Source organism: Rahnella inusitata (genome assembly GCF_018288855.1).
Lineage (GTDB): Bacteria > Pseudomonadota > Gammaproteobacteria > Enterobacterales > Enterobacteriaceae > Rahnella > Rahnella inusitata.
In genome coordinates this window covers 3,610,580-3,634,075 of sequence record NZ_CP065024.1, presented here as the reverse complement: position 1 = coordinate 3,634,075, position 23,496 = coordinate 3,610,580, and the positions used below count along the sequence as shown (strand labels likewise).

At 53.2% G+C, this 23,496-nt stretch carries 22 protein-coding genes; 9 read left to right on the top strand and 13 right to left on the bottom strand.

Annotation, left to right across the window (positions count from 1 at the left end):
* Positions 1-11 precede the first annotated feature (11 nt).
* The 7 genes from I2123_RS17060 to rhtA form a co-directional block, all read right to left on the bottom strand.
* Positions 12-683, bottom strand: coding sequence for an ABC transporter ATP-binding protein (locus I2123_RS17060; protein ID WP_213051087.1), 672 nt, complete (start codon positions 681-683; stop codon positions 12-14).
* Positions 680-1,456, bottom strand: a complete 777-nt coding sequence (locus I2123_RS17055; RefSeq protein ID WP_213052548.1) for an ABC transporter permease — start codon at positions 1,454-1,456, stop codon at positions 680-682. The genes I2123_RS17060 and I2123_RS17055 overlap by 4 nt, the downstream gene beginning before the upstream one ends.
* Before the next feature lie 640 nt (positions 1,457-2,096).
* Positions 2,097-2,600, bottom strand: coding sequence for a DNA starvation/stationary phase protection protein Dps (gene dps / locus I2123_RS17050; RefSeq protein ID WP_112166546.1), 504 nt, complete (start codon positions 2,598-2,600; stop codon positions 2,097-2,099).
* A gap of 407 nt (positions 2,601-3,007) precedes the next feature.
* Positions 3,008-3,685 carry an anti-sigma factor gene (locus tag I2123_RS17045; RefSeq protein ID WP_112166544.1) on the bottom strand — a complete coding sequence of 226 codons (678 nt, stop codon included), beginning with the start codon at positions 3,683-3,685 and terminating at the stop codon, positions 3,008-3,010.
* Positions 3,682-4,263, bottom strand: a complete 582-nt coding sequence (locus I2123_RS17040) for a sigma-70 family RNA polymerase sigma factor (RefSeq protein ID WP_213051086.1) — start codon at positions 4,261-4,263, stop codon at positions 3,682-3,684. Before I2123_RS17040 ends, I2123_RS17045 begins: the two co-directional genes overlap by 4 nt.
* 64 nt (positions 4,264-4,327) lie before the next feature.
* A complete protein-coding gene (locus I2123_RS17035; RefSeq protein ID WP_112166540.1) occupies positions 4,328-4,888 on the bottom strand; it encodes a fasciclin domain-containing protein in 561 nt (186 codons plus the stop codon).
* A 191-nt stretch (positions 4,889-5,079) separates the two neighbouring features.
* The gene (gene rhtA / locus I2123_RS17030) at positions 5,080-6,054 is read right to left on the bottom strand and encodes a threonine/homoserine exporter RhtA (RefSeq protein ID WP_112166538.1); all 975 of its coding nucleotides are present in this window, start codon (positions 6,052-6,054) and stop codon (positions 5,080-5,082) included.
* 420 nt (positions 6,055-6,474) lie between these two features.
* On the opposite strand from rhtA, the gene ompX reads away from it, so the two are divergent.
* Entirely contained in the window at positions 6,475-7,008 is a 534-nt protein-coding gene (gene ompX / locus I2123_RS17025) for an outer membrane protein OmpX (protein WP_056769121.1), read from the top strand.
* A 385-nt stretch (positions 7,009-7,393) separates the two neighbouring features.
* Here ompX and I2123_RS17020 read toward each other — a convergent pair whose 3' ends face one another.
* The 3 genes from I2123_RS17020 to I2123_RS17010 form a co-directional block, all read right to left on the bottom strand.
* On the bottom strand, positions 7,394-8,158 hold the full coding sequence (locus I2123_RS17020; protein ID WP_112166536.1) for a molybdopterin-dependent oxidoreductase: 765 nt from the start codon (positions 8,156-8,158) through the stop codon (positions 7,394-7,396).
* Positions 8,151-8,780 carry a cytochrome b/b6 domain-containing protein gene (locus tag I2123_RS17015; protein WP_112166669.1) on the bottom strand — a complete coding sequence of 210 codons (630 nt, stop codon included), beginning with the start codon at positions 8,778-8,780 and terminating at the stop codon, positions 8,151-8,153. The genes I2123_RS17020 and I2123_RS17015 overlap by 8 nt, the downstream gene beginning before the upstream one ends.
* 165 nt (positions 8,781-8,945) lie before the next feature.
* Positions 8,946-9,569, bottom strand: a complete 624-nt coding sequence (locus tag I2123_RS17010) for a hypothetical protein (protein ID WP_112166534.1) — start codon at positions 9,567-9,569, stop codon at positions 8,946-8,948.
* Between the two features lie 212 nt (positions 9,570-9,781).
* Here I2123_RS17010 and I2123_RS17005 point away from each other — a divergent pair, with 212 nt between their 5' ends.
* From I2123_RS17005 to I2123_RS16985, 5 genes are all read left to right on the top strand, one after another.
* Positions 9,782-10,456 (top strand): heavy metal response regulator transcription factor, encoded by a 675-nt coding sequence (locus I2123_RS17005; RefSeq protein ID WP_112166533.1) that lies wholly within the window; start codon positions 9,782-9,784, stop codon positions 10,454-10,456.
* On the top strand, positions 10,449-11,876 hold the full coding sequence (locus tag I2123_RS17000; protein ID WP_213051085.1) for a heavy metal sensor histidine kinase: 1,428 nt from the start codon (positions 10,449-10,451) through the stop codon (positions 11,874-11,876). Before I2123_RS17005 ends, I2123_RS17000 begins: the two co-directional genes overlap by 8 nt.
* A gap of 233 nt (positions 11,877-12,109) precedes the next feature.
* Positions 12,110-13,786, top strand: a complete 1,677-nt coding sequence (gene eptB / locus I2123_RS16995; protein WP_213051084.1) for a kdo(2)-lipid A phosphoethanolamine 7''-transferase — start codon at positions 12,110-12,112, stop codon at positions 13,784-13,786.
* Positions 13,787-13,918: 132 nt separating this feature from the next.
* On the top strand, positions 13,919-15,031 hold the full coding sequence (locus I2123_RS16990) for an endonuclease/exonuclease/phosphatase family protein (RefSeq protein ID WP_112166526.1): 1,113 nt from the start codon (positions 13,919-13,921) through the stop codon (positions 15,029-15,031).
* Between the two features lie 2 nt (positions 15,032-15,033).
* Positions 15,034-15,948 carry a LysR substrate-binding domain-containing protein gene (locus I2123_RS16985; RefSeq protein ID WP_213051083.1) on the top strand — a complete coding sequence of 305 codons (915 nt, stop codon included), beginning with the start codon at positions 15,034-15,036 and terminating at the stop codon, positions 15,946-15,948.
* A gap of 13 nt (positions 15,949-15,961) precedes the next feature.
* Here I2123_RS16985 and leuD read toward each other — a convergent pair whose 3' ends face one another.
* Complete coding sequence (leuD, locus tag I2123_RS16980) at positions 15,962-16,570, bottom strand: 3-isopropylmalate dehydratase small subunit (RefSeq protein WP_213051082.1); 609 nt, start codon at positions 16,568-16,570, stop codon at positions 15,962-15,964.
* Complete coding sequence (gene leuC / locus I2123_RS16975) at positions 16,557-17,987, bottom strand: 3-isopropylmalate dehydratase large subunit (protein WP_213051081.1); 1,431 nt, start codon at positions 17,985-17,987, stop codon at positions 16,557-16,559. The genes leuD and leuC overlap by 14 nt, the downstream gene beginning before the upstream one ends.
* A gap of 171 nt (positions 17,988-18,158) precedes the next feature.
* On the opposite strand from leuC, the gene I2123_RS16970 reads away from it, so the two are divergent.
* Positions 18,159-19,034 (top strand): alpha/beta fold hydrolase, encoded by an 876-nt coding sequence (locus tag I2123_RS16970; RefSeq protein WP_213051080.1) that lies wholly within the window; start codon positions 18,159-18,161, stop codon positions 19,032-19,034.
* Between the two features lie 62 nt (positions 19,035-19,096).
* Here the strand turns inward: I2123_RS16970 and I2123_RS16965 are convergent, their stop codons facing one another.
* The gene (locus tag I2123_RS16965) at positions 19,097-21,142 is read right to left on the bottom strand and encodes a choline transporter (protein WP_112166515.1); all 2,046 of its coding nucleotides are present in this window, start codon (positions 21,140-21,142) and stop codon (positions 19,097-19,099) included.
* A 236-nt stretch (positions 21,143-21,378) separates the two neighbouring features.
* Here I2123_RS16965 and betI point away from each other — a divergent pair, with 236 nt between their 5' ends.
* Together betI and betB are read left to right on the top strand one after the other, a co-directional pair.
* The gene (gene betI / locus I2123_RS16960; protein WP_213051079.1) at positions 21,379-21,972 is read left to right on the top strand and encodes a transcriptional regulator BetI; all 594 of its coding nucleotides are present in this window, start codon (positions 21,379-21,381) and stop codon (positions 21,970-21,972) included.
* Between the two features lie 43 nt (positions 21,973-22,015).
* Positions 22,016-23,485, top strand: a complete 1,470-nt coding sequence (betB, locus tag I2123_RS16955) for a betaine-aldehyde dehydrogenase (RefSeq protein ID WP_112166511.1) — start codon at positions 22,016-22,018, stop codon at positions 23,483-23,485.
* Positions 23,486-23,496 lie beyond the last annotated feature (11 nt).

The following is a 23,496-nucleotide window of genomic DNA, read 5'->3' as shown; positions in this document are numbered from 1 at the left end:
TTATTCTTCCTCTATATTAATATATCTTCATCAATTTTATAAGTGGCAATGGCTTCATCCACAGATTCGAAGTATTTCACTTTATTATCTCTGCCAATAAACAACGCCACATCACAAAACTCCTTCAGTGATCCCAGACTATGAGAAACCATCAAAAAGCTGGCTTCCTTATGGCGGGCTTTAAAGAGGTCAGCGCATTTCTTCTTAAACCGTGCATCGCCGACCGCTGTGACTTCGTCTACAAGATAATAATCAAATTTAAACGCCATGCTCAGGCCGAAACCAAGTCGTGATTTCATGCCGGAAGAATAGGTTTTAATAGGCATATCAAAGTATTTACCCAGTTCTGCAAACTCTTCGACAAAGGCGACTTTGTCCTTGAGTTCTTCAGGTCTGGCATAGAGACGTGCGACAAATTTGACGTTCTCCCGCCCGGTCAGGCTGCCCTGAAACCCACCGGCAAGTCCGACAGGCCATGAAATGGTTTTATCGGTATGAATGCGGCCTGAATCAGCGCGGTCGATACCGCCAATAACACGTAGCAGAGTCGATTTACCTGCCCCGTTACGGCCAATTAAGGCGACGCTTTTACCCGAGGGGAGTTCGACATTAAGATCCTTAAAGACGTAATGTCTGCCTTTAGGCGTACGGTAAGATTTAGTCAGATTCTCAATTTTTATCATGATGTCAGCATCGCCTCTTCACGATTGCGATAAAGGGCCAGGCCGATAAATAAGACCACCAGCGTACAGCCAGCCAGATAATTTAAGCTGACGCCTTCGCTGATATAACCGGGAACGACTGCCTCACGGCTGAGTTCCACGACGTGAACAATCGGATTCCACAATAAATAAGGCCAGTATTCTTTCGGGATATTGTGGAGCGAAAACATGATGCAGGAGATGAAATAGAGTGGCTTGATAAGAATGGGCAGGAATTTCTCAGTTTCAGGATAGGTTTTACCGACAACCATAAAAATAAGGCCAATGCCGCAGGAGAATAAAACCAACAGCCCCCATACCATAACAAGTGTAATGACTTTAGTGACTTCAAATTCTTCACCGAGCAACCCGACAATGGCCATCAGCAATACATAGACAACGGCATAAATCACGGTCTCTAATATCGCTCTGGCGAGAATAGTATCAATGGGTTTAACAGGGCGATAATTGAATAATCCCTGATTGGCTTCTATTGCCCCAATCGAACGGTTGGTGATATTGCTAAATACAAAGAAAGGAATAATGCCGTTGATCAGAAACACCGGGAACGAAATATCCGGCATGGTGCGGTGCATAATGTAACCAAAAATAGCCAACATAATCAGCATATGCGCCATAGGCTCCAGCGCCGCCCACAGATAACCAAGACGATACTTCCCAAAACGGGTTTTGATTTCCCTTAAAAAGAGCGCTTTAATCGCCGCTTTTTGTACTTCCAAGCCACTACGTGCCATCGATTTATTCCAGTTTTTTTTACGATTTTCCACGCTACCGCCCCTGGCTTACTGCTACCAATGTGCTGAGATCGGGGTCAGATTGTGGGAAGCGGCTTAGCATTTCACTGTTGTCATGCCGCCGGGGAGGGGAGTCACTTATCCATAAGTCGCTTTCTGAGGATTAATGCCGGTGTGAACGTCCCTTGTCCGAATTTCTTTTACTTTCATTGAGTTAGTGAAATGTTTAAATTCACAAAAAAGTAAAGGTTACGACCAAATATTTCAGCAAGTTACAGGTCATCTCACAAACTTGTAAAATTGCTTTGGTCTATTAATTTGCCTTAAACCATTCATCTGGCCTATGGGTCTAAGATGTTTCTTAGGACGATAATAAAAGTCCTAATAATCAGTCGCATAGTGGTACCGGTTTCACGACTCAATAGTCATCAATTAGTTTATGGTGAAACTATTCATAATGGTTATTATTCAGATTGGTATGCAAATGTACGTTGAAGGGTAAATTCAGAGGCAAAAAGAGGATTGCAGAGAGGGATGAGGCATGGAAACAAAAAAGGCCAGTCGCTTTCGCCACTGACCTTCTTTTTAGCATTGATCCGTTATTATGCCGCAGCTTTCAACTGCGGTAATCGAGTCCTGATTACTCGATGTTGGATTCGATGAACCACAGGAATTTATCCAGGTCGCGGGACGCGGCGGTGAATATATCTGCGGTGTCTTCATCTTCCACTTCACCGATCGCTTTACGCGTATCATTTGCGACCACGGCGTAACGTTCTGCCAGTGCTTTCAGGTGTTCCTGCACGGTATGAATGTTGGTCGGGTAGCTTTTCAGTGGCGTTTTATCGTTAACCACTTGTACGGTACCCAGCGCCACGCCACCTAACTGCACGACACGTTCTGCGATGGTGTCCTGATGCTCGGTGATTGCAGTACGGAATCCATCCAGCATTTCATGTACGCCGATGAAGTTAGCGCCACGCATATTCCAGTGCGCCTGCTTGGTGATCAGCGACAGATCGATAAACTCAGTTACCAGACGGTTCAACACTTTGATCGTATCCAGTTTTACACTTTCATCTACATCGTTGCGTGTATAAATGAGTTCAGAAGATTTCGTTTTGACCAGTTTGGCTGTACTCATAATAGATATCCTCTTCATTGAGTTGTTATAAATGACTTTGTTTCGTAACTGGATTCAGTATAGCAATAAATCTCAGTTTTGCTGGAAAGTCGTTCCTATCGTTCTGATAGCGTGTGCCAAATAATGCATCACGAACAGTTGTAATTAACTTATCATGCTGATTTTAAAGGTGGATAGGAATGTTCCTGAACGGAGGAAAATAATCGCGTACGGTAAGTGTGAAATATTTAAGAATGTTACATGACGTGTGGGGATATATATTCCCAATGCGCTGGCACGAGAATGAGAAATATTAACGCTTGCGAATGATTATTTACTCCATAATATCCAGCCTTATCAATAATCAACGGCGTAAATATTTCCCGCCGTTGATTATTGATGAAAATGACTGTCGGAAATTTGTACTCTCAGAGTGCCAGAGCCCCGCTGTAGAGTACCGCGCCGGTCGGCTGGCCGGTCGGAGAGCCACCGTGCGGTTCAATACTGATCGCCAGCGTAAAGCCCGGATCCGGCATTTTGGCGGCCAGTGTAAGCTGTGTCGGTTGTTGGGTATTGAGTAACCCAAGCGATTGCGGTTTGCCCCCCGGCGCAATAGCCCAGAGTTCGAGGCTGCGGTCTGCCGCCACGCGTTGGGCATTCAGCGGCGTCAGCATCAGGCTGCGCGTGCTCATGTCAGCGCTTACCACCCATTGCCCGCCCTGAGCACCGGTGCTGCTGGCAAGTATGGCTACCGGCAGTGGCGCGGCAGGTTGCACCAGCAGACGCGGGATCAGCAGCAATGCTGCAAGACCCGCGGCCAGCGCCCAGCCGAGATAACCGCGAACGGGCGTTTTCGGCGTTACCGTGCGTTTAACCGGTTGTAGATCCAGATTATGCCGGATGCGTTTCCACACCGAGGCAGGCGGGATCACCGGCATAATGTGGTTATCCAGCTGCGTGAAGGCTTCCTGCCAGCGGGCCACTTCGGCCACCAGTTCAGGGTCGTCACGCATTTTTTGCTCGAACTGAATTTTTGCTGCGCCGCGCAAGGTGCCGAGCGCATATTCAGCCGCGAGTGCAGCATGATAATGGCTTCTGCTTTTCATAGTCCGACGCAGCTCTTTAAGTGTTCCAGGGCGCGACGGATCCAGCTTTTAATCGTCCCCAGCGGTTGTTGTAAATGAGATGAAACCTCGCCATGAGACAGACCCTGATAATAGGCCAGGATCAGACTTTGTCTTTGCTCTGCGGGAAGGTGCGCCAGACAGTTGGCCAGAATTTTGGCATCGCTGTCCTGCTGCAAACGTTGCAGGGGCTCATCACTTTGTTCGACGTAACGGTCCGCCACGCTGTCGTCCAGTTCGTCTGTCTGGTTGTCGCGCCCGCGCATCCAGTCGATGGCACGGTTGCGGACAATGTGGGTAAGCCAGGTCATCGGGGAACTGAGGGCGGGGTTGTAAGACGCCGCCCGGTTCCACGCGGTGATGTAGCTGTCGTGCAAGACTTCTTCCGCCCAGGCGTGCCGCCGCAGCATACGTAATGCGACGGCGAAAAGCCTCGGGGAGGTCAGACGGTAAAGCTGTTCAAATGCCTGACGGTCGCCAACGGCCATGGCGCTCATCAGCTCACGCTGTACTTCCAGCGCTTTCTCTGGTGTTGGCGTATTTAACAAAGGGTCATGCATTCGCCCGTCCTGACTGTCTGAGATGCTGTTTTATAAGGGGATCCAGCTCTCAGTATAGTCGGTATTATTTAGGCATCAGGACGGTATCGATAACATCAATCACACCGTTCTTCTGCTGGACGTCATAAGTACTGATGTTGGCAATATTACCTTTGCCATCTTTAAGCTGAATATTGTGCGGGCCGTTGTTTAAGATCCACAGTGGCTGGCCGTTCACGGTTTTGAGTTCCGCGGTGCCGTTGCCTTTTTTCAGCAGTTTTTCCAGATCTTTCATTTCATATTTACCCGCCACCACGTGGTAGGTCAGGATGCTGGTCAGCGTGGCTTTGTTTTCTGGTTTCACCAGATTATCGACGGTGCCGGCTGGCAGTTTGGCAAATGCGGCGTTGGTCGGCGCAAACACGGTGAACGGGCCTTTGCCCTGCAACGTATCCACCAGACCGGCGGCTTTCACGGCGGCGACCAGCGTGGTGTGGTCTTTAGAATTCAGGGCATTTTCTACGATATTTTTGGACGGATACATTTCAGCGCCACCGACCATGGTGGTGTTTTGAGACATTGCAGCCATTGACGCGGTGCTCAGCAGAAGAGATGCACAGATAGCGGTACGGAGTAATGTTTTCATGATGATGTCCTTCGTATGTTGAGTAGGTAAGGTCTTGCCTCACATCACTACATACGAATGAGCCCCTGCTTTTGGATGCAGGAAATGATGAAAATAAGTGAAATAACCGAAAGTAATTTTTAGTGTATTGATTAAAAAGAAAAAAACCACGCGATGAGACGTGGTTTTTTTTTCGTGCAGGGTGATGAATGTTATTTACCCGAGGGAGTATTTCCCGGCACGTCCACCGTTTCGATTTTGGTTTTACGCTGGATGGTCAGCGTGGAACCTGCCGACGCCGCAATAATTGCCGCCAGACCGAGCCACTGAGAAGCCGTCAGAAACTCCCCTAAAAAGATAATCCCTGAGAGCGCGGCCATTGCCGGTTCCATGCTCATCAGCGTACCGAAGGTTTTGGCGGGCAGTTTGGTCAGCGCCATCATTTCCAGTGAATAAGGAATGGCGGAAGTGAGCAGGGCGATCAGCAATCCCAGCGGCAGGATTTCCCAGGTAAAGATAGAGGTATGCGCCTGCGCGACGCCAATCGGGAAGAAGATAATCGCAGCGATAACCGAGCCCATCGCCGCCGTGCCAGGTCCGTAGCTGCTGCCTGCACGCTGTCCGGCAAGAATATAGACGGCCCAGCAGGCACCGGCGATCAGCGCAAAGCAGGCACCTTTCAGATCCACACCGCCTGCGCTTTGGCCAAGCGGCAGCAGGAACAGTAAACCAGCCACGGCCAGCGCCACCCAGACGAAATCCACAGGACGGCGGGATGAGAACATCGCGACCGCCAGCGGCCCGGTAAACTCCAGCGCAACGGCAATGCCCAGCGGCACGGTGCGCAGTGCCAGATAGAAGCTATAGTTCATACAACCGAGCGCCAGCCCGTACATCAGCAGGGCGCGAAAATTGCCGCCGCGCATTTTAAAGCGCCACGGACGGAAATAAAGCAGCAACAAAATGGAGCCAAGGCCCAGACGCAGCGCCGTAACGCCCTGAGGCCCGACGACCGGAAACAAGGTTTTCGCAAGGGAAGCACCGCCCTGTAGTGAGAGCATGGCGATGAGGAGCAACAGAATCGCAACCAGAGGAGAGGCTTTTTTAGGTAAAGCCGGTAACGGCGGGCTGTTGTTGTGTTCATCAGCGGGCAGAGTAGTCTGCGATTTTTTTTCTGACTGTGTCATCCATTGCGCCTTTTGAGGTGATCCGATTCATCCAGAATGTTCAGATTTATAGTTTTGAAAAGAAAGGTAAAGCGCAGTCAGTGTAGAGGGAAATGAGGGAAGAAAAAATCAGTGAAAAAAGTTTTTTTCGGAGTGAGATTTTCCGAAAAAAATCCTAAATTTTTGGAAATGTTGCAAAAAGATGTCGATTTTTTGCCCAAAACTTTAGGAATTATCTGCTAATCTCAAAAAGTTCAATAAGTTTTTCTTATAGTTTTGGTGACGAAAATCACAATAAAATTAATAAGATATACCCTGTTGGAAACTTTATGTTACACGATAGAGTGCTTTGGACATCTATATTCAGGCAGAGTTTCACGCTGGTTTTTGTTATATTTTCAAACGTGAAGGTTACTTTGGTTTCCCATTTTGAGGTGGTTTATGAAAAAAATTGCATGTCTTTCCGCATTAGCTTGCGTAGTAGCACTGGGCGTTTCAACAAGCGCATTCGCTGACACCAGCACCGTAACCGCTGGTTACGCTCAGGGTGATATGCAAGGCGTTGCTAACAAAGCAAACGGCTTCAACTTGAAATACCGTTGGGAACAAGATAACAACCCACTGGGTGTTATCGGTTCATTCACCTACATCGAAGACGACAGCACTCCGTCTTCTGGTGACTACCGTAAAGCACAATACTACGGTCTGACTGCAGGTCCTGCTTACCGTCTGGCTGACTGGGTTTCCATCTACGGTGTTGTAGGTGTGGGCTACGGTAAATTCCAGCAGAACGATAATGCTGCATCTACTGCAAACCGTCAGAAATTTGACAACAGCGACTACGGCGTATCTTACGGCGCTGGTCTGCAGTTCAACCCAATCCAGAACGTTGCTCTGGACGTTTCCTACGAACAGTCCCGTATCCGCAGTGTTGATGTTGGCACCTGGATCGCTGGCGTTGGTTACAGCTTCTAATTCTTCGAGATTGAGTAACGTTTAACGTTACGCCAATTCGAAAATGAAAAACCGCTCACTTGAGCGGTTTTTTTATGTCTGGGATTTGGCGAGTGTTTAGCGCTACCCCCCTGTAAATGGGGAGGCCGGGAGGAGTGGAAGTTCGCAATAGACTTGTTAAAGCACACTTTTACGTTTCGATTTTACTTTAATACCCCACCCCAACCCTCCCCTTCGCAGGGGAGGGAGCAGACCGAGTATTGTTTCGCTCCTCCCCCTTCGCAGGGGAAGGGGCCGTTCTGAGCATATCGGTGGATAGGGGGGAATAAAATCGGAAAGGGATTTATGCGGCAAAGCTTCAGGCTTTGTTATTCACTGCGAAATGATGCACTTACCGCGGTAGCTATCAAATCCCGCTAAACCAGTTATACCCCTGATCTTCCCAGTAACCGCCAGGGTTCTCATTGGTGACGAAAATTGCGCCGATATGTTTGGCGTTTTTGAAGCCGAGTTTGGTCGGCATACGCAAACGTAGCGGATAGCCAAAATCCGGTGGCAGCGGTTTGCCACCAAAATCCAGGGCCAGTATGGTTTGCGGATGCAAGGCCGTGGCCATATCGATGCTGGAATAGTAGCGGTCGTCGCATTTGAACCCGACGTATTTTGCCGTGAGGTCTGCGCCGACGTGTTGCAAGAAGGTTTTCAGCGGGACGCCCTTCCACTGGCCGATGGCGCTCCAGCCTTCGATGCAAATCAGGCGGGTGATTTGGCTCTCCTGCGGCAGGCGCTGCAACTGTTCCAGTGTCCACGAGGCTTTTTTCTGCACCAGACCGGAAACTTCCAGCCGGTAATTGGGAATGTCGATCTCCGGCACATTGTATTCCGGGTAGAACGCATTGAAGCGGAACGGCGTGGTTATCTGATCTTCACGATAGGTTTGTGCCAGCTTCTGGCCGCTGAACAGCCAGCCCTGCACGCGGTCATTCCAGCGGGACATCGCCCACAAAACTTTGTCGACCTGATCGCCATCCTGCAAATTACAGCCAGTCAGCATCGATACTGCACCCAGCGTCAGACCTGAGCGCAGCAGCAAACGGCGCTGTATATTCACCAGTTGTTTGCGCTGATCGGGTTCGATAATGATTTTGGGCCGGTCTGATTTATCACTCATCAGCGCTTTCCTCCGTACTGATTTTTTTACCGCCGGTAATCATGGCGACAAAGGTTTTCGGCACCAGCAACACCATGAGAACGTGAACCACCACGAACAACATCACGCCGCTCATGGCAAAGAAATGGACATAGCGGGCGATATCAAAACCGCCAAACAGCCACACCAGGCCGCTGAACTGCACCGGTTTCCAGATGGATAACCCCGAGAGCACCAGCAATACGCCCAGCAGCAGCACGCCGACGTACATCAGTTTCTGCACCGCGTTGTACTGGCCGAGTTTATGCGGAAGATGGAACGTCAGGGCGCGGACGGTATCCCGCCAGACGGTACGCGGCGTAAACGGAAAAAAGTCACGCCTGAAGTGGCCGGTAAAAATCCCCCACACCACATAAAACAGGCCGTTAGCGGCCATCAGCCACATCACGGCCAGATGCCAGGCAATGTTGCCGCCCAGCCAGCCGCCGAGCGTGGTGCTTTGCGGAAAGGTGAACGGGAAAATCGGATCGGCGTTATAAATTCCCCAGCCGCTCATCACCATGCCAATCATCGCCAGCAGGTTGATCCAATGGCAAATGCGAACCGGCCAGGAATGGATGCGCTTTTTTTTCGACAGAGGAATATTTGAATTTGACGTACGCAGCGGGGAGGGTTGAGATTTCACGGATAAGCTCCTGCGTAATGAGAAACTGCGCAAAGTGAAAGAGGGAGGTTTCACCCTGCGCAGTTCTTCAAAAACAACTTACTCCGGCTGACAGACACGGCCCGCCGGCGTAAGCGCTAAGGGTTACATCGGTGGCGCGACGCCATCTTTACCGGCGGCGATACCACGGGCAACCAGTGCACCTTTGTCGTCTTTCATCGCGAACAGCACGATTTTAGTGCCCGGTTTCAGCAGGCTGCGATCGCCCGGCGCCAGCAGAACCACCGGCACATCGTCAGGAACGACAACTGTTTTTTCTGCGTCGTGATATTTCACGGTCAGCGTACGGCCATTGGCGTTAACCAGTTTGCCGACGGTGCCGTTGGTCATGGTGTTGATTTTGCCATCGGCGGATTCAAACGGGTTGAAACCTTCACCGCTGCCGCGCAGGCTTGGCGCAAATACATGAACTTCCAGTGCTTTCAGCGTGCCGTTGGCCTGTGGCACCGCCGCAGTACCGATGAAGCTGTCGGCCTTGATATCGCTGATCTGGCCTTTGGTCACGGCGTTGATTTTGGTCTGATCAGTCAGCTTAACGTCCAGCTTCTCGCCCTGGCGGGTAGTGACTTGCATCGAAGAATCATTTACGGATTCAATGGTTCCGCGCGTTGGCTTGATGACGTTGTCAGCCGCAAAAGCGGATGTCATCCCACTGCACATCAGCAGTGAACCGAGTAAAAGACCTGCAAGGCGTGTTGGTGTATTCATGTTTATCTCTCCAGTTTCTTACGTATTTTCATTCGGGTAGAGGAATCACTGAGGGTGCCAGTGATGAATGACTTCATTAAGAGTGGACGATAAACCGGGATTGGCAGATGACAAGTTGATGACAAAATTGTCATCAAAGGTGTCTGACGAAACTGATAAACTTCTCTGGAATCATTCTTTGGGTGAATGGTCGTGCGGCGCTGAGGGCCTGAATGCGGATACTGGTGATAGAAGATGATGTCAGCACGGGCGATTATCTGAAAAAAGGGCTGACCGAAGCGGGTTACAGCGTAGATCTGGCGCGTAACGGTGCCGACGGTCTGTTTCTGGCGCTCGAAGACGGGTATGACGCGGTGATCCTCGACGTCATGCTGCCGGGGCTCGACGGCTGGCAGGTGATGGAAGTGCTGCGCAAGAAAAGCGACGTGCCGGTGCTGTTCCTGACCGCACGCGACGAAGTACAGGATCGCATTCACGGCCTGGAGCTGGGCGCGGACGATTACCTCATCAAACCTTTTTCCTTCACCGAACTGGTGCTGCGCATTCGCACGCTGCTGCGCCGTCCCGCCGCCCGTGAGCCGGATATCTATAGCGTCGCCGATCTCAATCTCGATCTGCTGCGCCGCCGCGTAACCCGTCAGGATCAGACCATTGCGCTGACCAATAAGGAATTTATGCTTTTGCATTTACTGATGCGCCGGGAGGGCGAAGTGCTTTCGCGCACCATGATTGCCTCGCAGGTGTGGGACATGAATTTTGACAGCGATACCAACGTGGTGGATGTGGCAATCAAACGCCTGCGCGCCAAAATCGACCGCGCTTTTGACGTCAAACTGATTCATACCGTGCGTGGGATCGGCTACGTATGCGAAGTGCGTCATGACTGAGCAGAAAAAACCGCAACGCGCGATGTCTCTGACGCTGCGCGCCACGCTGCTATTTGCGCTGCTGGCCTCACTGGTGGTGAGCGCCGTGGGCGTTTATCTCTATTACTCGCTGGAAAAAGAACTGGTCCGCCGCGCCGATTATCAGGTGAGCGGGCGCGTTCAGTATTTTCGTCATCTGCTGGCCAGTGAGTTTCCGCTTTCTCAGCTCAGCCATAATCCGGGTCTGTTCGAAAACATGCTCGGCAACGAGCGGGATATCCTGACTTTCCGTCTGAGCGATGAACCGCCGATTATCAACGTCAATCCGTCGCGCCTTGCGCTGCCTCCGGTCGCGCCGGTACCCGACGGTCAGCCGTTAACGCTGAGCACCGTTCACACGCTTTCCGCCCCCGACGACACGCCGGTTCGCTTCGCCCGCGCCGCCGTAAAAATTCAGGATGGCCGCACGGTGGAGATTACCGCCGCGCACTTCATGACCGGCGAAGCGCGGATGTTGCAGACGTTCCGCTGGGAAATCACCGGCGCGGTGCTGTTCGCCTATCTGCTGATTGCCGCGCTCGGTTATGTGGTGATCCGCCGTGGATTGCGGCCACTGCGGCACATGGCGCTGGAGGCGACGAAAATCCATCCCGCCAGCCTGTCCACGCGTCTTAGCAGTGATAATGCGCCGCAGGAATTGCAGCAGTTAATCTATTCATTTAACGACATGCTCGAACGACTGGCGGAAGGATATCAGCGCCTGACGCAGTTCTCCGCCGATTTGGCGCACGAGATCCGCACGCCGGTGGGGGCGCTGATGGGGCATTGTCAGGTGGCGCTTTATCAGCCTCGCAGCACCGAGGAATACGAAACGCTGCTGGCCAATAATATGGAGGAACTGGAGCGTATTTCACGCATGGTCGAAAACATTCTGTTCCTGGCGCGGGCGACCGATGCGCGTTCGGTTCTGACCATCACCAGTATTGATGTTTCGGCGGAAATGACGCGGATTCAGGAATACTTTGAAGGTCTGGCGGAAGAGCGGGAAATGACGCTGCACAGCGCGGGGGAGGGGATTTTGTACGCCGATGCCATTTTGTTCCAGCGCGCGCTGAGCAATCTGGTCGCCAACGCCGTGCGATATGCGCATGAAGGCACACCCATCGTCGTTCGTGCCGAAGCGCACGCCAGTGGAATGGATATCCATGTGATTAGCCAGGGCGACCCGATCCCGCCGGAAAAGCTCGGCAAACTGTTCGATCGCTTCTATCGCGCCGATGCTTCACGCAGCGAAGGTGGCAGCTCCAGCGGCCTGGGATTGTCCATCGTTCAGGCCATTATGGCGCTGCATCAGGGCAGCGTTCGGGTGGTGAGTTCGGCGGAGGGCGAAACACGATTTACGCTGACTTTCCCACGTGAGGATCACAAGTTTTCTCAATAGTTTCTCAATAAACCTAAAAAAGGGGCATGACGCGTAAGAAAATTATCTGGTTTATATAACTGAAAGATAAAGGTTTCGTTAATTCTGTTACATTATCACATTGGAAGATACCAATCACTTTGAACGAAAATACGCGGCCCGGAGTCTGAATAGTCCTAAGGAGTAAGTTCAATCCTCCGGCACGAGCGGTCAATACGACGTAAACAGACTCACCAAAGAGCCATTTATTACCAATGCAAAAATTACGATTACTTTCGCAACAGAGCATTTTTCTGTTCATTGCGCTTTATCTTGGGATCCTGCTTAACCTTCCGATTTTCTTCCGACGTTACTCTCAGTTGCACTATGACAACGCGTTGTCGATTGCCGTTGAAATGCTGGCGGCCTTCGCGCTGGTGTATTTCCTCTGTGTGCTGCTGTCATTTACCGGGAAAACGGTGTTCCGCGTGCTGATGAGCGTGGTGGTGATTTCCTCCGCCGCGGCCAGCTACTACATGATCCTGTTCAACGTCGATATCGGTTACGGTATTTTGGCGGCCGCGCTGGCCTCCGACTCCATCGATTTATCGAAAGAATCCATCGGTACCCATTTTATCGCCTGGACTGTCCTGGTCAGCCTGATCCCCGTCCTGTTGCTATGGCTGAGTAAAATGCCCGGTGCGGCTCTCAAACAAACCACCCCGAAAACGCTGGCGGTGAAAGTTGTTCTGCTGATCGTCTCCGGACTGTTGTGCTATTTGCCGTTGCAGATGATGGGTAAAGTGCAGGACCGTCATGACGTGGTAAATAATCGCATGATGGCCAGCTACGGCGGCGTGGTGGCCGGGACTTACTCTCCGTCTAACTGGCTCTCGGCGCTCGGGCTGTACGTTTACAGCAGCTACAGTCAGGCCGAAGACACCAAAAACCTGTTCGATCCGGCCAAACATTTCACCTATACCGAACCGGCGGATGCCAAAGATATGTACGTGGTCTTTGTGATTGGCGAAAGTGCGCGTCGCGACCATATGGGTCTGTACGGCTACGAGCGCGATAACACGCCGCACCTCGATAAAGAGAAAAACCTCGCCGCGCTTGAGGGTTATTCCTGCGATACCGCCACCAAGCTTTCACTACGCTGCATGTTTGTGCGTGAAGGCGGGGCATCCGAAGCGCCACAGCGTACGCTGAAAGAAGCCAATGTGTTCTCAGTGCTCAAAAGCAAAGGCTGGAGCTCGGAGCTCTATTCGATGCAGAGCGAAGCCTGGTTCTATAACAAAACCCGCGCTGATGATTATTCCCTGCGTGAAAACATAGCGTCCGAGAAGCGTAACGCCGGTAAACCGGTGGATGACATGCTGCTGGTGGATGAGATGAAAGATTCGATGGCCAACCATCCAAATGGTAAACATCTGATCATCCTGCACACCAAAGGCTCACACTATCTTTACTCCGACCGGTATCCGCGTTCATTCGCCAAGTATCAGCCGGAATGTATGGGGATTGATGATTCCTGTTCCACTGCGGAAATGATCAACGCTTACGATAACTCGTTGCTGTACACCGACTATTTCCTGTCAAAGGTCTTTGATCAGCTGCGCAACAAGAATGCCATCGTGTTTTATGCGTCCGATCACGGCGAATCCATTTCTAAAAGCATGCATTTCCACGGTACACCGCGCGATCACGCACCGATTGAGCAGCGCACTGTGCCGATCATGGTCTGGGCGTCGGATAAATTCCTCGCTAACGATCAGAACAAGGCGAGCTTCGAACAGCTGCAAAAAATGGCCGCTGAGAAGAAACCCGCTTTCCATGAAAAACTGTACGACACCATCCTTGGCTGCATAGGCTATACCTCGCCGGACGGCGGGATTGTCCAGCAGCATAACTGGTGCCATGTATCCGATCCGGCTGCACCGGCGAAATAAAACCGCGTCACCTCGCCACCTCTTTCTAATCTCAGGAAAAGGTGGCGATATCCTTCTGGTTGTTCCCTATCTTTTAAGTCACAATCTGCCAACAACTAAAATTGATGATTCTTTTATCAGGGCCGATTACCCATGGAAGCACTTCGCATTACAGTCTGCGCACTGACGGTCATTATGACCTTTTTGACGCTGCTGCCTCTTTCCAAAAATCAACGCTGGTGGGTGCGGGTGTGGGATTTCCCCCGTCTGCAAATGGCGTCCTTATGTTTACTTTTTCTGCTGACTGAGCTCTTTATTCTGCCCTTTGGTGGCCCGATTGCGACCATCACCGTCGTGCTGACGGTAGCCTGCATGCTCTATCAGAGCTGGTGGATTTTGCCGTACACGCGCTTGTATCCGTTTCAGGTCAAAAAGACACCGCCGAACGGACATTCCCGTATCAAAATCATCAACAGCAACGTGCTGACCACCAACCGCAAGGCCGATAAATTACTCAGCCTGATCCAGAAAAATAAGCCTGATATTGTCGTGCTGCTGGAAACCGATCAGTGGTGGGAAGACCAGATGTCGCCGCTGGAGCCGGATTACCCACACAGCCTGCGCTGCCCGCTGGATAATCTTTACGGAATGCACGTTTACTCGCGCCTGCCGCTGCACGATGCGCAGATCCAGTTTCTGGTAGCGGATGATATTCCTTCGATGCATTTTCGTGCTGAACTGGCGTCCGGTGAACAGGTGGTGATGCACTGTCTGCACCCGATGCCACCCAGCCCGACGGAAGCGGATGAATCCACTGACCGCGATGGCGAACTGATTGCCGTCGGGCATACCGCAGCGAAAGCCACTTATCCGACGATTGTGACCGGCGACCTCAATGACGTCGCATGGTCGCGCACCACACGTCTGTTTATGAAAGTCAGCGGCCTGCTGGATCCGCGTCGTGGCCGTGGCATGTACAACACATTCCACGCCAGCTATCCATTCTTGCGCTGGCCGCTGGATCACGTTTTCCACAGTAAACATTTCACTCTCATTGACCTGCACCGTCTGGAATTTATGGGCTCGGATCACTTCCCGATTATGGTCGAACTGGCGCTGACGCCTCAGGAAGGCAACGATCAGGAGTCGCTGGAAATTGATGAAGAGGACATCGAGGAAGCGCAGGAAAAAATGGATACTGCGGGCGTGAAAAGCACCGATGTTCACCGGGCGGAAAGATTTAACGAAAGTGCCTTCGGATTCTGACCATGAACAGTGAACGGGATCGTTTACCGCTGGCGGAGGACTTACGGGTCTTTCTGGCGGTAGTGAACAAGCAAAGTTTTGCCGCAGCGGCGACTGAGCTGGGGCAATCTCCGGCCTATGTCAGCAAGCGGATTCAGATCCTGGAAGAAACGCTGAACGCCCGGCTGCTGCACCGTTCCACCCGTGGTGTCCGTCTGACGGAAGACGGCGAACGCGCCCGTCACTGGGCGCTGCAAATTCTCGATACGTTCGACCAGTTTATCGGCGATCTGTCCGACTCCCGTAGCGAACCGCGCGGCAACGTGCACATTTGCAGCTCTTTCGGGTTTGGCCGCTGCCATGTTGCACCGGCTATCGCGGAGCTGGCGCGGCGTTATCCGCAACTTAACCTGCGTCTGGATTTATTTGACCGGGTGGTGGATCTGGTCGCTGAAGGCATCGATCTGGAAATTCTGGTGGGCGATGACATTCCCGAACAGCACATCGGTAAAAAACTGGCGCAACATCAACGGGTCTTGTGTGCATCACCGGCCTATCTGGCGGCGCATGGCGAGCCTGAATCGCTCAACGCGCTGGCGCAGCATCAGTGTCTGGTGCTCAAAGAGCGGGATAATCCCTTTGGCATCTGGCTGCTGACCGAAGGCCATGAAGCGCAGCGCGTCAGAGTGAAAGGGGCGCTTTCCTCCAACAGCGGCGAAGTGGTGTTGCAGTGGGCGCTGGAGCATCAGGGCATCATTTTGCGCTCGGAGTGGGATGTCCGGCCTTACATCGAAAAGGGCGAACTGGTGCAGATATTGCCGCAGTTTTCCCAGCCCGCCAGCGTCTGGGCGGTATATCCCACACGGCTGGCGGAATCGGCAAAACTGCGGGTCTGCGTCGAATTTCTGCATCAGCGTTTCAGCCGTTTACTCGGCTAAAACCTATGTTACCTCACGCCAGCCACGGATTACGTTGCAGGTGTGACCGCTGAAACTCACGAATTTCCTCGCTGTAACGCAGCGTGTTCCCCACCGAATCCAGACCGTTAAGCAGCGATGTTTTGCTCAGCTCATCAATGCTAAACGCGATTTCTTTACCATCATGCAGGCTGATGGTCTGCGCCGGTAAATCCACGGTAATGTCGTTTTTGTCCGCCTGAGCCACCTCTTTTGCAATCTGCGCCCATTGATCCGGGCTCAGTTGCACCGTCAGCACGCCGTTGCGCTGGCAGTTATCAAAGAAAATTCCGGCAAAGGTGGTGCCAATCAGCGCCCGAATGCCCAGCTGTTTCAGCCCCCAGACGGCGTGTTCGCGGCTGGAGCCGCAGCCAAAGTTCGGCCCGACCAGCAAGAATTTTGCCTGCTGCCAGTCAGGCTGATTGAGGATAAACGCCGGATCCGGCGAGCCATCGGCCAGAAAGCGCAGATCGAAAAATACGCCGCGATCCAGCCCGTTGCGGTCGATGCCTTTCAGAAACTGTTTCGGCATGATCACATCGGTATCAACGTTGGCCGCAGGGAAGGGCGCAGCCACACCGGTCAGTATATTAAACGCTTGCATGGTGCTCTCCTTTTACGTCACGTATATCGGTCAGGTGACCACAAATGGCGGCCGCCGCCACCATTGCCGGGCTCATCAGATGGGTGCGTGCTCCCGCGCCCTGACGTCCTTCAAAATTACGGTTGGTGCTGGATGCGCAGCGATCGCCGGGCGCGAGTACGTCATCATTCATTGCCAGACACATCGAGCAGCCCGACTGCCGCCACTCAAAACCGGCCTCAATGAAGACCTCTGCCAGACCTTCCTCTTCCGCCTGTGCGCGTACCTGACTTGAGCCCGGAACGATCATCGCCCGTACGGTAGGGGCGACTTTTTTACCGCGCACCACAACAGCGGCGGCGCGTAAATCTTCGATGCGCGCATTTGTGCAGGAGCCGATAAATGCATGGCTGATTTCGATGCTGTCAAGCGCCTGACCAGCGCGCAGCCCCATATAGTTGAGCGCGCGTTGCAAATCTTTGCGGCGCGAGGCGTCGGGCTCGGTTAACGGGTCGGGAACCTGACCGCTTATCGCCAGCGCCTGATCCGGGCTGGTACCCCAGCTGACCATAGGCGCGATGTCCTGTGCGTCGAGGCTGACCTCGCAGTCAAACACCGCATCTGCGTCGCTGTGTAAATGACGCCATGCGTCTGCCGCTTTTTGCCACTGCTGGCCTTTTGGCGCGCGGGGTTTGTCTTTCAGGTAAGCAAACACTTTGTCATCAGGAGCCATAAAGGCACCGCGCGCCCCGGCTTCAACCGCCATGTTGCAGATAGTCATGCGGCCTTCAACGCTGAGCATATCGATGCCCGGACCGCAGAATTCGATGGCGTAACCTGTCGCGCCCGCCGCACCGATTTTCGCCACCATAGCCATCACCACGTCTTTGGCGGTAATGCCCTGATTAAGTTCGCCATTCACGGTCACCCGCATTGTTTTCAGACGTTTATACACCAGCGTCTGCGTCGCCAGCAGATGTTCAATTTCGGATGTGCCAATACCAAATCCGAACGCGCCTAACGCGCCGTAAGTGGTGGTGTGGCTGTCACCCGCGGCAATCACCATGCCGGGCAGAATAAAACCCTGCTCAGGCGCGACGACGTGTTCGATCCCCTGGCGTTTATCCAAAATATCGAACAGCTCAATGCCAAACTCTGCGCAGTTTTCGGCCAGATAGGAAACCTGACGAGCGCCACCGGCATCCGGCATCTGACGCGTGCGCAGCGGCGCCGTAGGGTTAACGTGATCGACCACCGCCAGCGACGTTTCTGGCCGCCACACGCGACGACCTGCATCGCGCAGTCCGCTGAATGCCTGCGGGCTGGTGTATTCGTTAATGACCTGCCGGTCGATGTACAGCAGCACGTGGCCTTTGTCATCCAGCGTGCGGACGGTATGGCTGTCGATGTGTTTTTCATACAGCGTTTTTGGCTTCATTTCATTGCCCTGATGAACCGAATGGATAATGCCAGCGTCGCAAACTTAGTGGTTATCAGGCAATGGGCTGAGTGTGGTGACTCAAAACACGGATCGTGAACCGGCGATCTTCATTTGTAGCCTTGTTGCCGGACCGTCATCCACTAAGATGGATGAAAAAGGAGAAAACCCATGTTTGAACATTTTACCCAAGGCCGGATGACGGTCAGCGGCACCGAAATTGCCTACCGTATCGCCGGGCAGGGCGAGCCTCTTTTATTGCTGCACGGACACCCGCAAACTCAGGCGATCTGGCATAAGGTCGCGCCTTACCTCACGTCACAATTCACCGTGGTGCTTGCCGATTTGCGCGGCTATGGCGACAGCGGCAAGCCTGAGCCAGACGCAGACCATCTTCGCTACAGCAAACGCGAAATGGCGCAAGACCAGCTGGAACTCATGGCGGCGCTGGGTTTCAGTCAGTTCAGCGTTATCGCCCATGACCGCGGTGCCCGCGTGGCGCACCGTCTGGCGCTGGATCATCCGCAGGCGGTGAAACAACTGGTGCTGATGGATATTGCCCCGACGCTTTCCATGTACCGGCAAACCAATGAAGCCTTCGCCCGCGCCTACTGGCACTGGTTCTTCCTCATCCGTCCGGCACCTTTCCCGGAGACGCTGATCACCGCCGATCCGGCGCAATACTTGCGCAGCGTGATGGGCAGTCGCAGTGCCGGAATGCAGCCTTTCACTGACGAAGCTTACGCAGATTATCTGCGTTGTCTGCAACTTGATGGAACGGCGCGTGGAATTTGCGAGGACTACCGCTCCTCGGCAAGTATCGACCTGCAACACGACGAGGAAGACCTGAATGCGGGCCGCAAAATCAGTTGCCCGCTGCTGGTGCTGTGGGGCGAAAAGGGCACCGTCGGCCAGTGTTTTAAGCCGCTGGAGGAGTGGCGAAAAGTGGCGAAAAACGTGCAGGGCGAAGCATTACCCTGTGGCCATTATATTGCCGAAGAGCAACCGGAACTCTTGCTGGAGAAGGTGCTGACGTTTTTGAGATAGTCTGTATAAAAATACAAAAACCCGCATTTCGCGGGTTTTGTATTTTACCTAACTTATCAAACTTACTCCGGGAACGTCAGCGTGTTCCCTGGCGCTTCGCGGTTGATGTGCAGGAAGTTCAGGTGACGTTCGTACTGATCGAGAATGTCGTTGATCACCTGATGTTTGGTGAAGTCCATCAGGTCATTGCCCTGCGTCCCTTCCAGCAGGAACGTCTCCAGACGGTAATAATTGGATTTACCCGCCCGTGCACGATAGGTAAACGCAGGGACGGCGTAACGCACCGGCCAGATTTGATAGATAAAGTTCTGCTCTTCGCCGAGTGCCACCTGTAATTCCAGATGATTGATCTTCTCGTCTTCTTCCGGTTCGTGCTCGGTAAAGGTCACCTTCGCGCCGCGCAGTTCCAGTTCCTGCGCCACTTCCTGCATCGCAGGGCGGCACACGGTATCCATCATTTTCTGCGTATGCGTGGTGCCCGGATAATTCATCACCCGCGTCAGGCGCTGCTTCCAGTTCAGCGCCGCATCGCTGGTCGCCGGCAGCGGTGCGAGCGACTGCTGATTGCTGGCGCGACGATAATCTTCCAGCCGCAGCGATTTATACAATCCGGCCATGATGAAGAAAATCACAAAGCTGAACGGCAGCCCCATAATCACCGTGGTGTTTTGCAGCGCCGATACCCCGTCGGTCATCAGCATCCCCAGCGTCAGCACACCGATGGTGACCGACCAGAAGATCCGCAGCCAGTTTGGCGCATCGTTATTAATGTCCGCCAGCTTCGACGTGAAGTTACCCAGTACCAGCGAACCGGAATCTGCCGAGGTGACGTAAAACAGCAGGCCGGTGATAGTTGCCACTGAAGCACTCAGCGTAAAGCCCGGATACTGTGCCAGCAGGCTGTACACGCCACGTTCCGGGTGGGAAATCACTTCGTTAGCGAAATCCAGATTGCCGTGCAGAATCTGATACAACGCGCTGTTTCCGAAGATAGACAACCACAGCAGGGTGAACACGAACGGAATGATAAGCGTACCCAGCACGAACTGACGGATGGTACGTCCACGGGAAATACGTGCCAGGAACAGGCCGACAAACGGCGACCATGCGACCCACCATGCCCAGAAGAACAGAGTCCAGCTATTCATCCACTCGGTCGGGCGGTCAAACGCAAAGGTGTTGAGCGTCATCCCCATAAACCGGTTGATGTAATCGCCGATGTTCAGCACCAGCGCATTGAGCAGGAATTCGGTATTACCGAAGAACAGCAGGAACAGGATCAGCCCCAGCGCCAGAAGCACGTTGAGCTCCGACAAAATACGGATACCTTTATTCACACCGGAAGTCACCGAGACCGTCGCCATAACGACCGACAGCAGGATCAGCGCCGCCTGCACCGTCAGGTTTTCCGGAATGTGGAACAGCACTTTCAGTCCGTAATTGAGCTGCACGACGCCAATCCCAAGCGTGGTCGCGATCCCAAAAATCGTACCGACCACCGCCGCAATATCCACGCTGTGACCTATGGGGCCGTTAATGCGTTTGCCGAAAATCGGGTACAGCGCCGAGCGGATTGTCAGCGGCAGGTTGTAGCGGTAGCTGAAATAGCCGAGCGCAATCCCCATCAGCGCGTACATCGCCCAGCCGGTCAGGCCGTAGTGGAACAGCGTCCAGGTCATCGCCTGTCGCGCCGCTTCCAGCGTCTGGCCGTTGCCTTCCGGCGGCAACATGTATTGCGTCACCGGTTCGGCGACCGAGAAGAACATCAGATCGATACCGATCCCGGCGGCAAACAGCATTGCCGCCCAGCTCATCATGCTGAATTCGGGTTTGGATTGTTCAGGACCGAGTTTGATCGAGCCGAAGCGCGAGCAGGCAATGAACACTACAAACACGATGTACAGCGTCGCCGCCAGCATGTAATACCAGCCGAACGTGGCGGACACCCAGTTAAGGGTCAGACTTATCCATTTTCCCGATAAATCGGTGAAGAAAATGGTCATCAATGTGAAGGCTAAAATCAGACCCGCTGAGGTGAAGAAAACCACCTTGTTCAGCTGATCGCGAGGTTTCTCAGAATGTTTTTCTGTCGTATCGGCAGTCGCCATCTTTTCCCCTGATTTGTTAATTACTCTCTAATTTTCAATAAAATGGGTTCTAATTCATCTCAAAATTCATACAAATTACTAACGTATTGGTAATAAAATATATGCATTTTTAATTGAACGTTCAATCAAAAAAAAGTTAAATAGGTGACGTCAGAGCGTTAACAAGGTTGAACGAAAGCGTAAAAAAGTGGTTTTTTTCGTACGTTTCAGCCCGCTCATTTTCAGGAGTCGGACCCATGCCCAAAGTAGGAATGCAGCCCATCAGACGGCAGCAATTGATTGAGGCAACACTGGCCGCGGTGAACGAAGTCGGGATGCATGATGCGTCGATTTCGCAGATCGCACGCCGTGCCGGCGTTTCCAACGGCATCATCAGTCACTACTTTCGTGACAAGAATGGGCTGCTGGAAGCGACCATGCGTTATTTGCTCAGTCATTTGGGAGAAGGGGTGCAGCTGCGCTTATCGCAGCTGACGGATACCGCACCGACGGCGCGGCTGCATGCGATTGCAGAAGCCAATTTTGACGACAGTCAGACCAACAGCGCGGCGATGAAAACCTGGCTGGCCTTTTGGGCGAGCAGTATGCATCACCCGCAGCTGTACCGTTTGCAACAGGTCAACAGCCGCCGGCTCTATTCAAATTTATGTTCTGAATTCAAACGTTTTCTGCCTAAGGCTGAGGCCCGTCTGGCGGCGCAAAGTACCGCTGCTCTGATTGACGGCCTGTGGCTGCGCGGGGCGCTCAGCGGGAAAGAGTTTAACCGCGCTGAGGCGATGAAAATCACCCGCCGCCACATCGAAGCACAACTCATTCAGGTTCAGCAGTAATACCGCAGAAAACCTTCAGACCGCACAGACCGAGGAGAGAATTATGTCCCGCTACGGCAAACAAAAACTTTATATCAACGGACGTTTTCAGGACAGCACCGGTGATGACACCTTTGACGCGATTAACCCGGCCAATGGCGAAGTGATTGCACAGCTGTCCGCCGCGACGCAGGCGGATGTCAGTCTGGCGGTGAAAGCCGCGCACAAAGGCCAGAAAGTCTGGGCTGCGATGACCGCCATGAGCCGCTCGCGTATTCTGCGCCGCGCGGTGGATATTCTGCGCGAACGCAACGATGAACTGGCCGCGATCGAAACCGCTGATACCGGCAAAGCTCTGTCTGAAACGCTGGCGGTGGATATCGTCACCGGCGCTGACGTGCTGGAGTACTACGCAGGACTGATCCCGGCGATTGAAGGCCAGCAAATCCCGCTGCGCGATTCTTCTTTCGTCTACACCCGTCGTGAACCGCTGGGCGTGGTAGCCGGTATCGGCGCGTGGAACTACCCGATTCAGATTGCCCTGTGGAAATCTGCCCCGGCGCTGGCCGCGGGTAATGCGATGGTCTTCAAGCCGAGTGAAAACACCTCGCTGACCGCGCTGAAACTGGCCGAAATCTACACCGAAGCCGGCGTGCCGGACGGCGTGTTCAGCGTCGTCACCGGTGGGGCGAGTGTCGGTCAGGCGTTAACCGATCACCCGGATATCGCCAAAGTCTCTTTCACCGGCGGCGTCAAAACCGGCAAGAAAGTGATGGCCAGCGCATCTGCCTCCACCCTGAAAGAAGTCACCATGGAGCTGGGCGGCAAGTCTCCGCTGATCGTCTTTGAGGATGCCGATCTGGATAAAGCGGCGGATATCGCGATGATGGCCAACTTCTACAGCTCCGGTCAGGTCTGCACCAACGGTACCCGCGTGTTCATCCCGAAAGCATTGCAAAAAGCGTTCGAAGCCAAAGTGGTGGAGCGCGTGAAGCGTATTCGCATGGGCGATCCGACAGATGAAAACGTCAACTTTGGCCCGCTGGTCAGCTTCGCGCACATGGAATCCGTGCTGCGGTATATCGAAAGCGGCAAGCGCGAGGGCGCGACCCTGCTGACCGGCGGTGAACGCGTGACCACGGGTGAATTCGCCAAAGGCGCTTACGTTGCGCCGACGGTCTTCTCCGATTGTCGCGATGACATGCTGATCGTCCGCGAAGAAATCTTCGGGCCGGTAATGAGCATTCTGACCTACGAAAGTGAAGAGGAAGTGATCCGCCGCGCCAACGATACCGAATATGGTCTGGCAGCCGGTCTGGTGACGCAGGATCTCAACCGTGCGCACCGCGTGATCCACAAGCTCGAAGCCGGGATTTGCTGGGTCAACACCTGGGGCGAATCTGCCGCCGAAATGCCGGTCGGTGGTTATAAACATTCCGGCGTGGGGCGCGAAAACGGCGTCACGACGCTTGAGCATTACACCCAAATCAAATCCGTGCAGGTCGAACTGGGCGAATTCAGCTCAGTCTTTTAATCCGCCGCAAC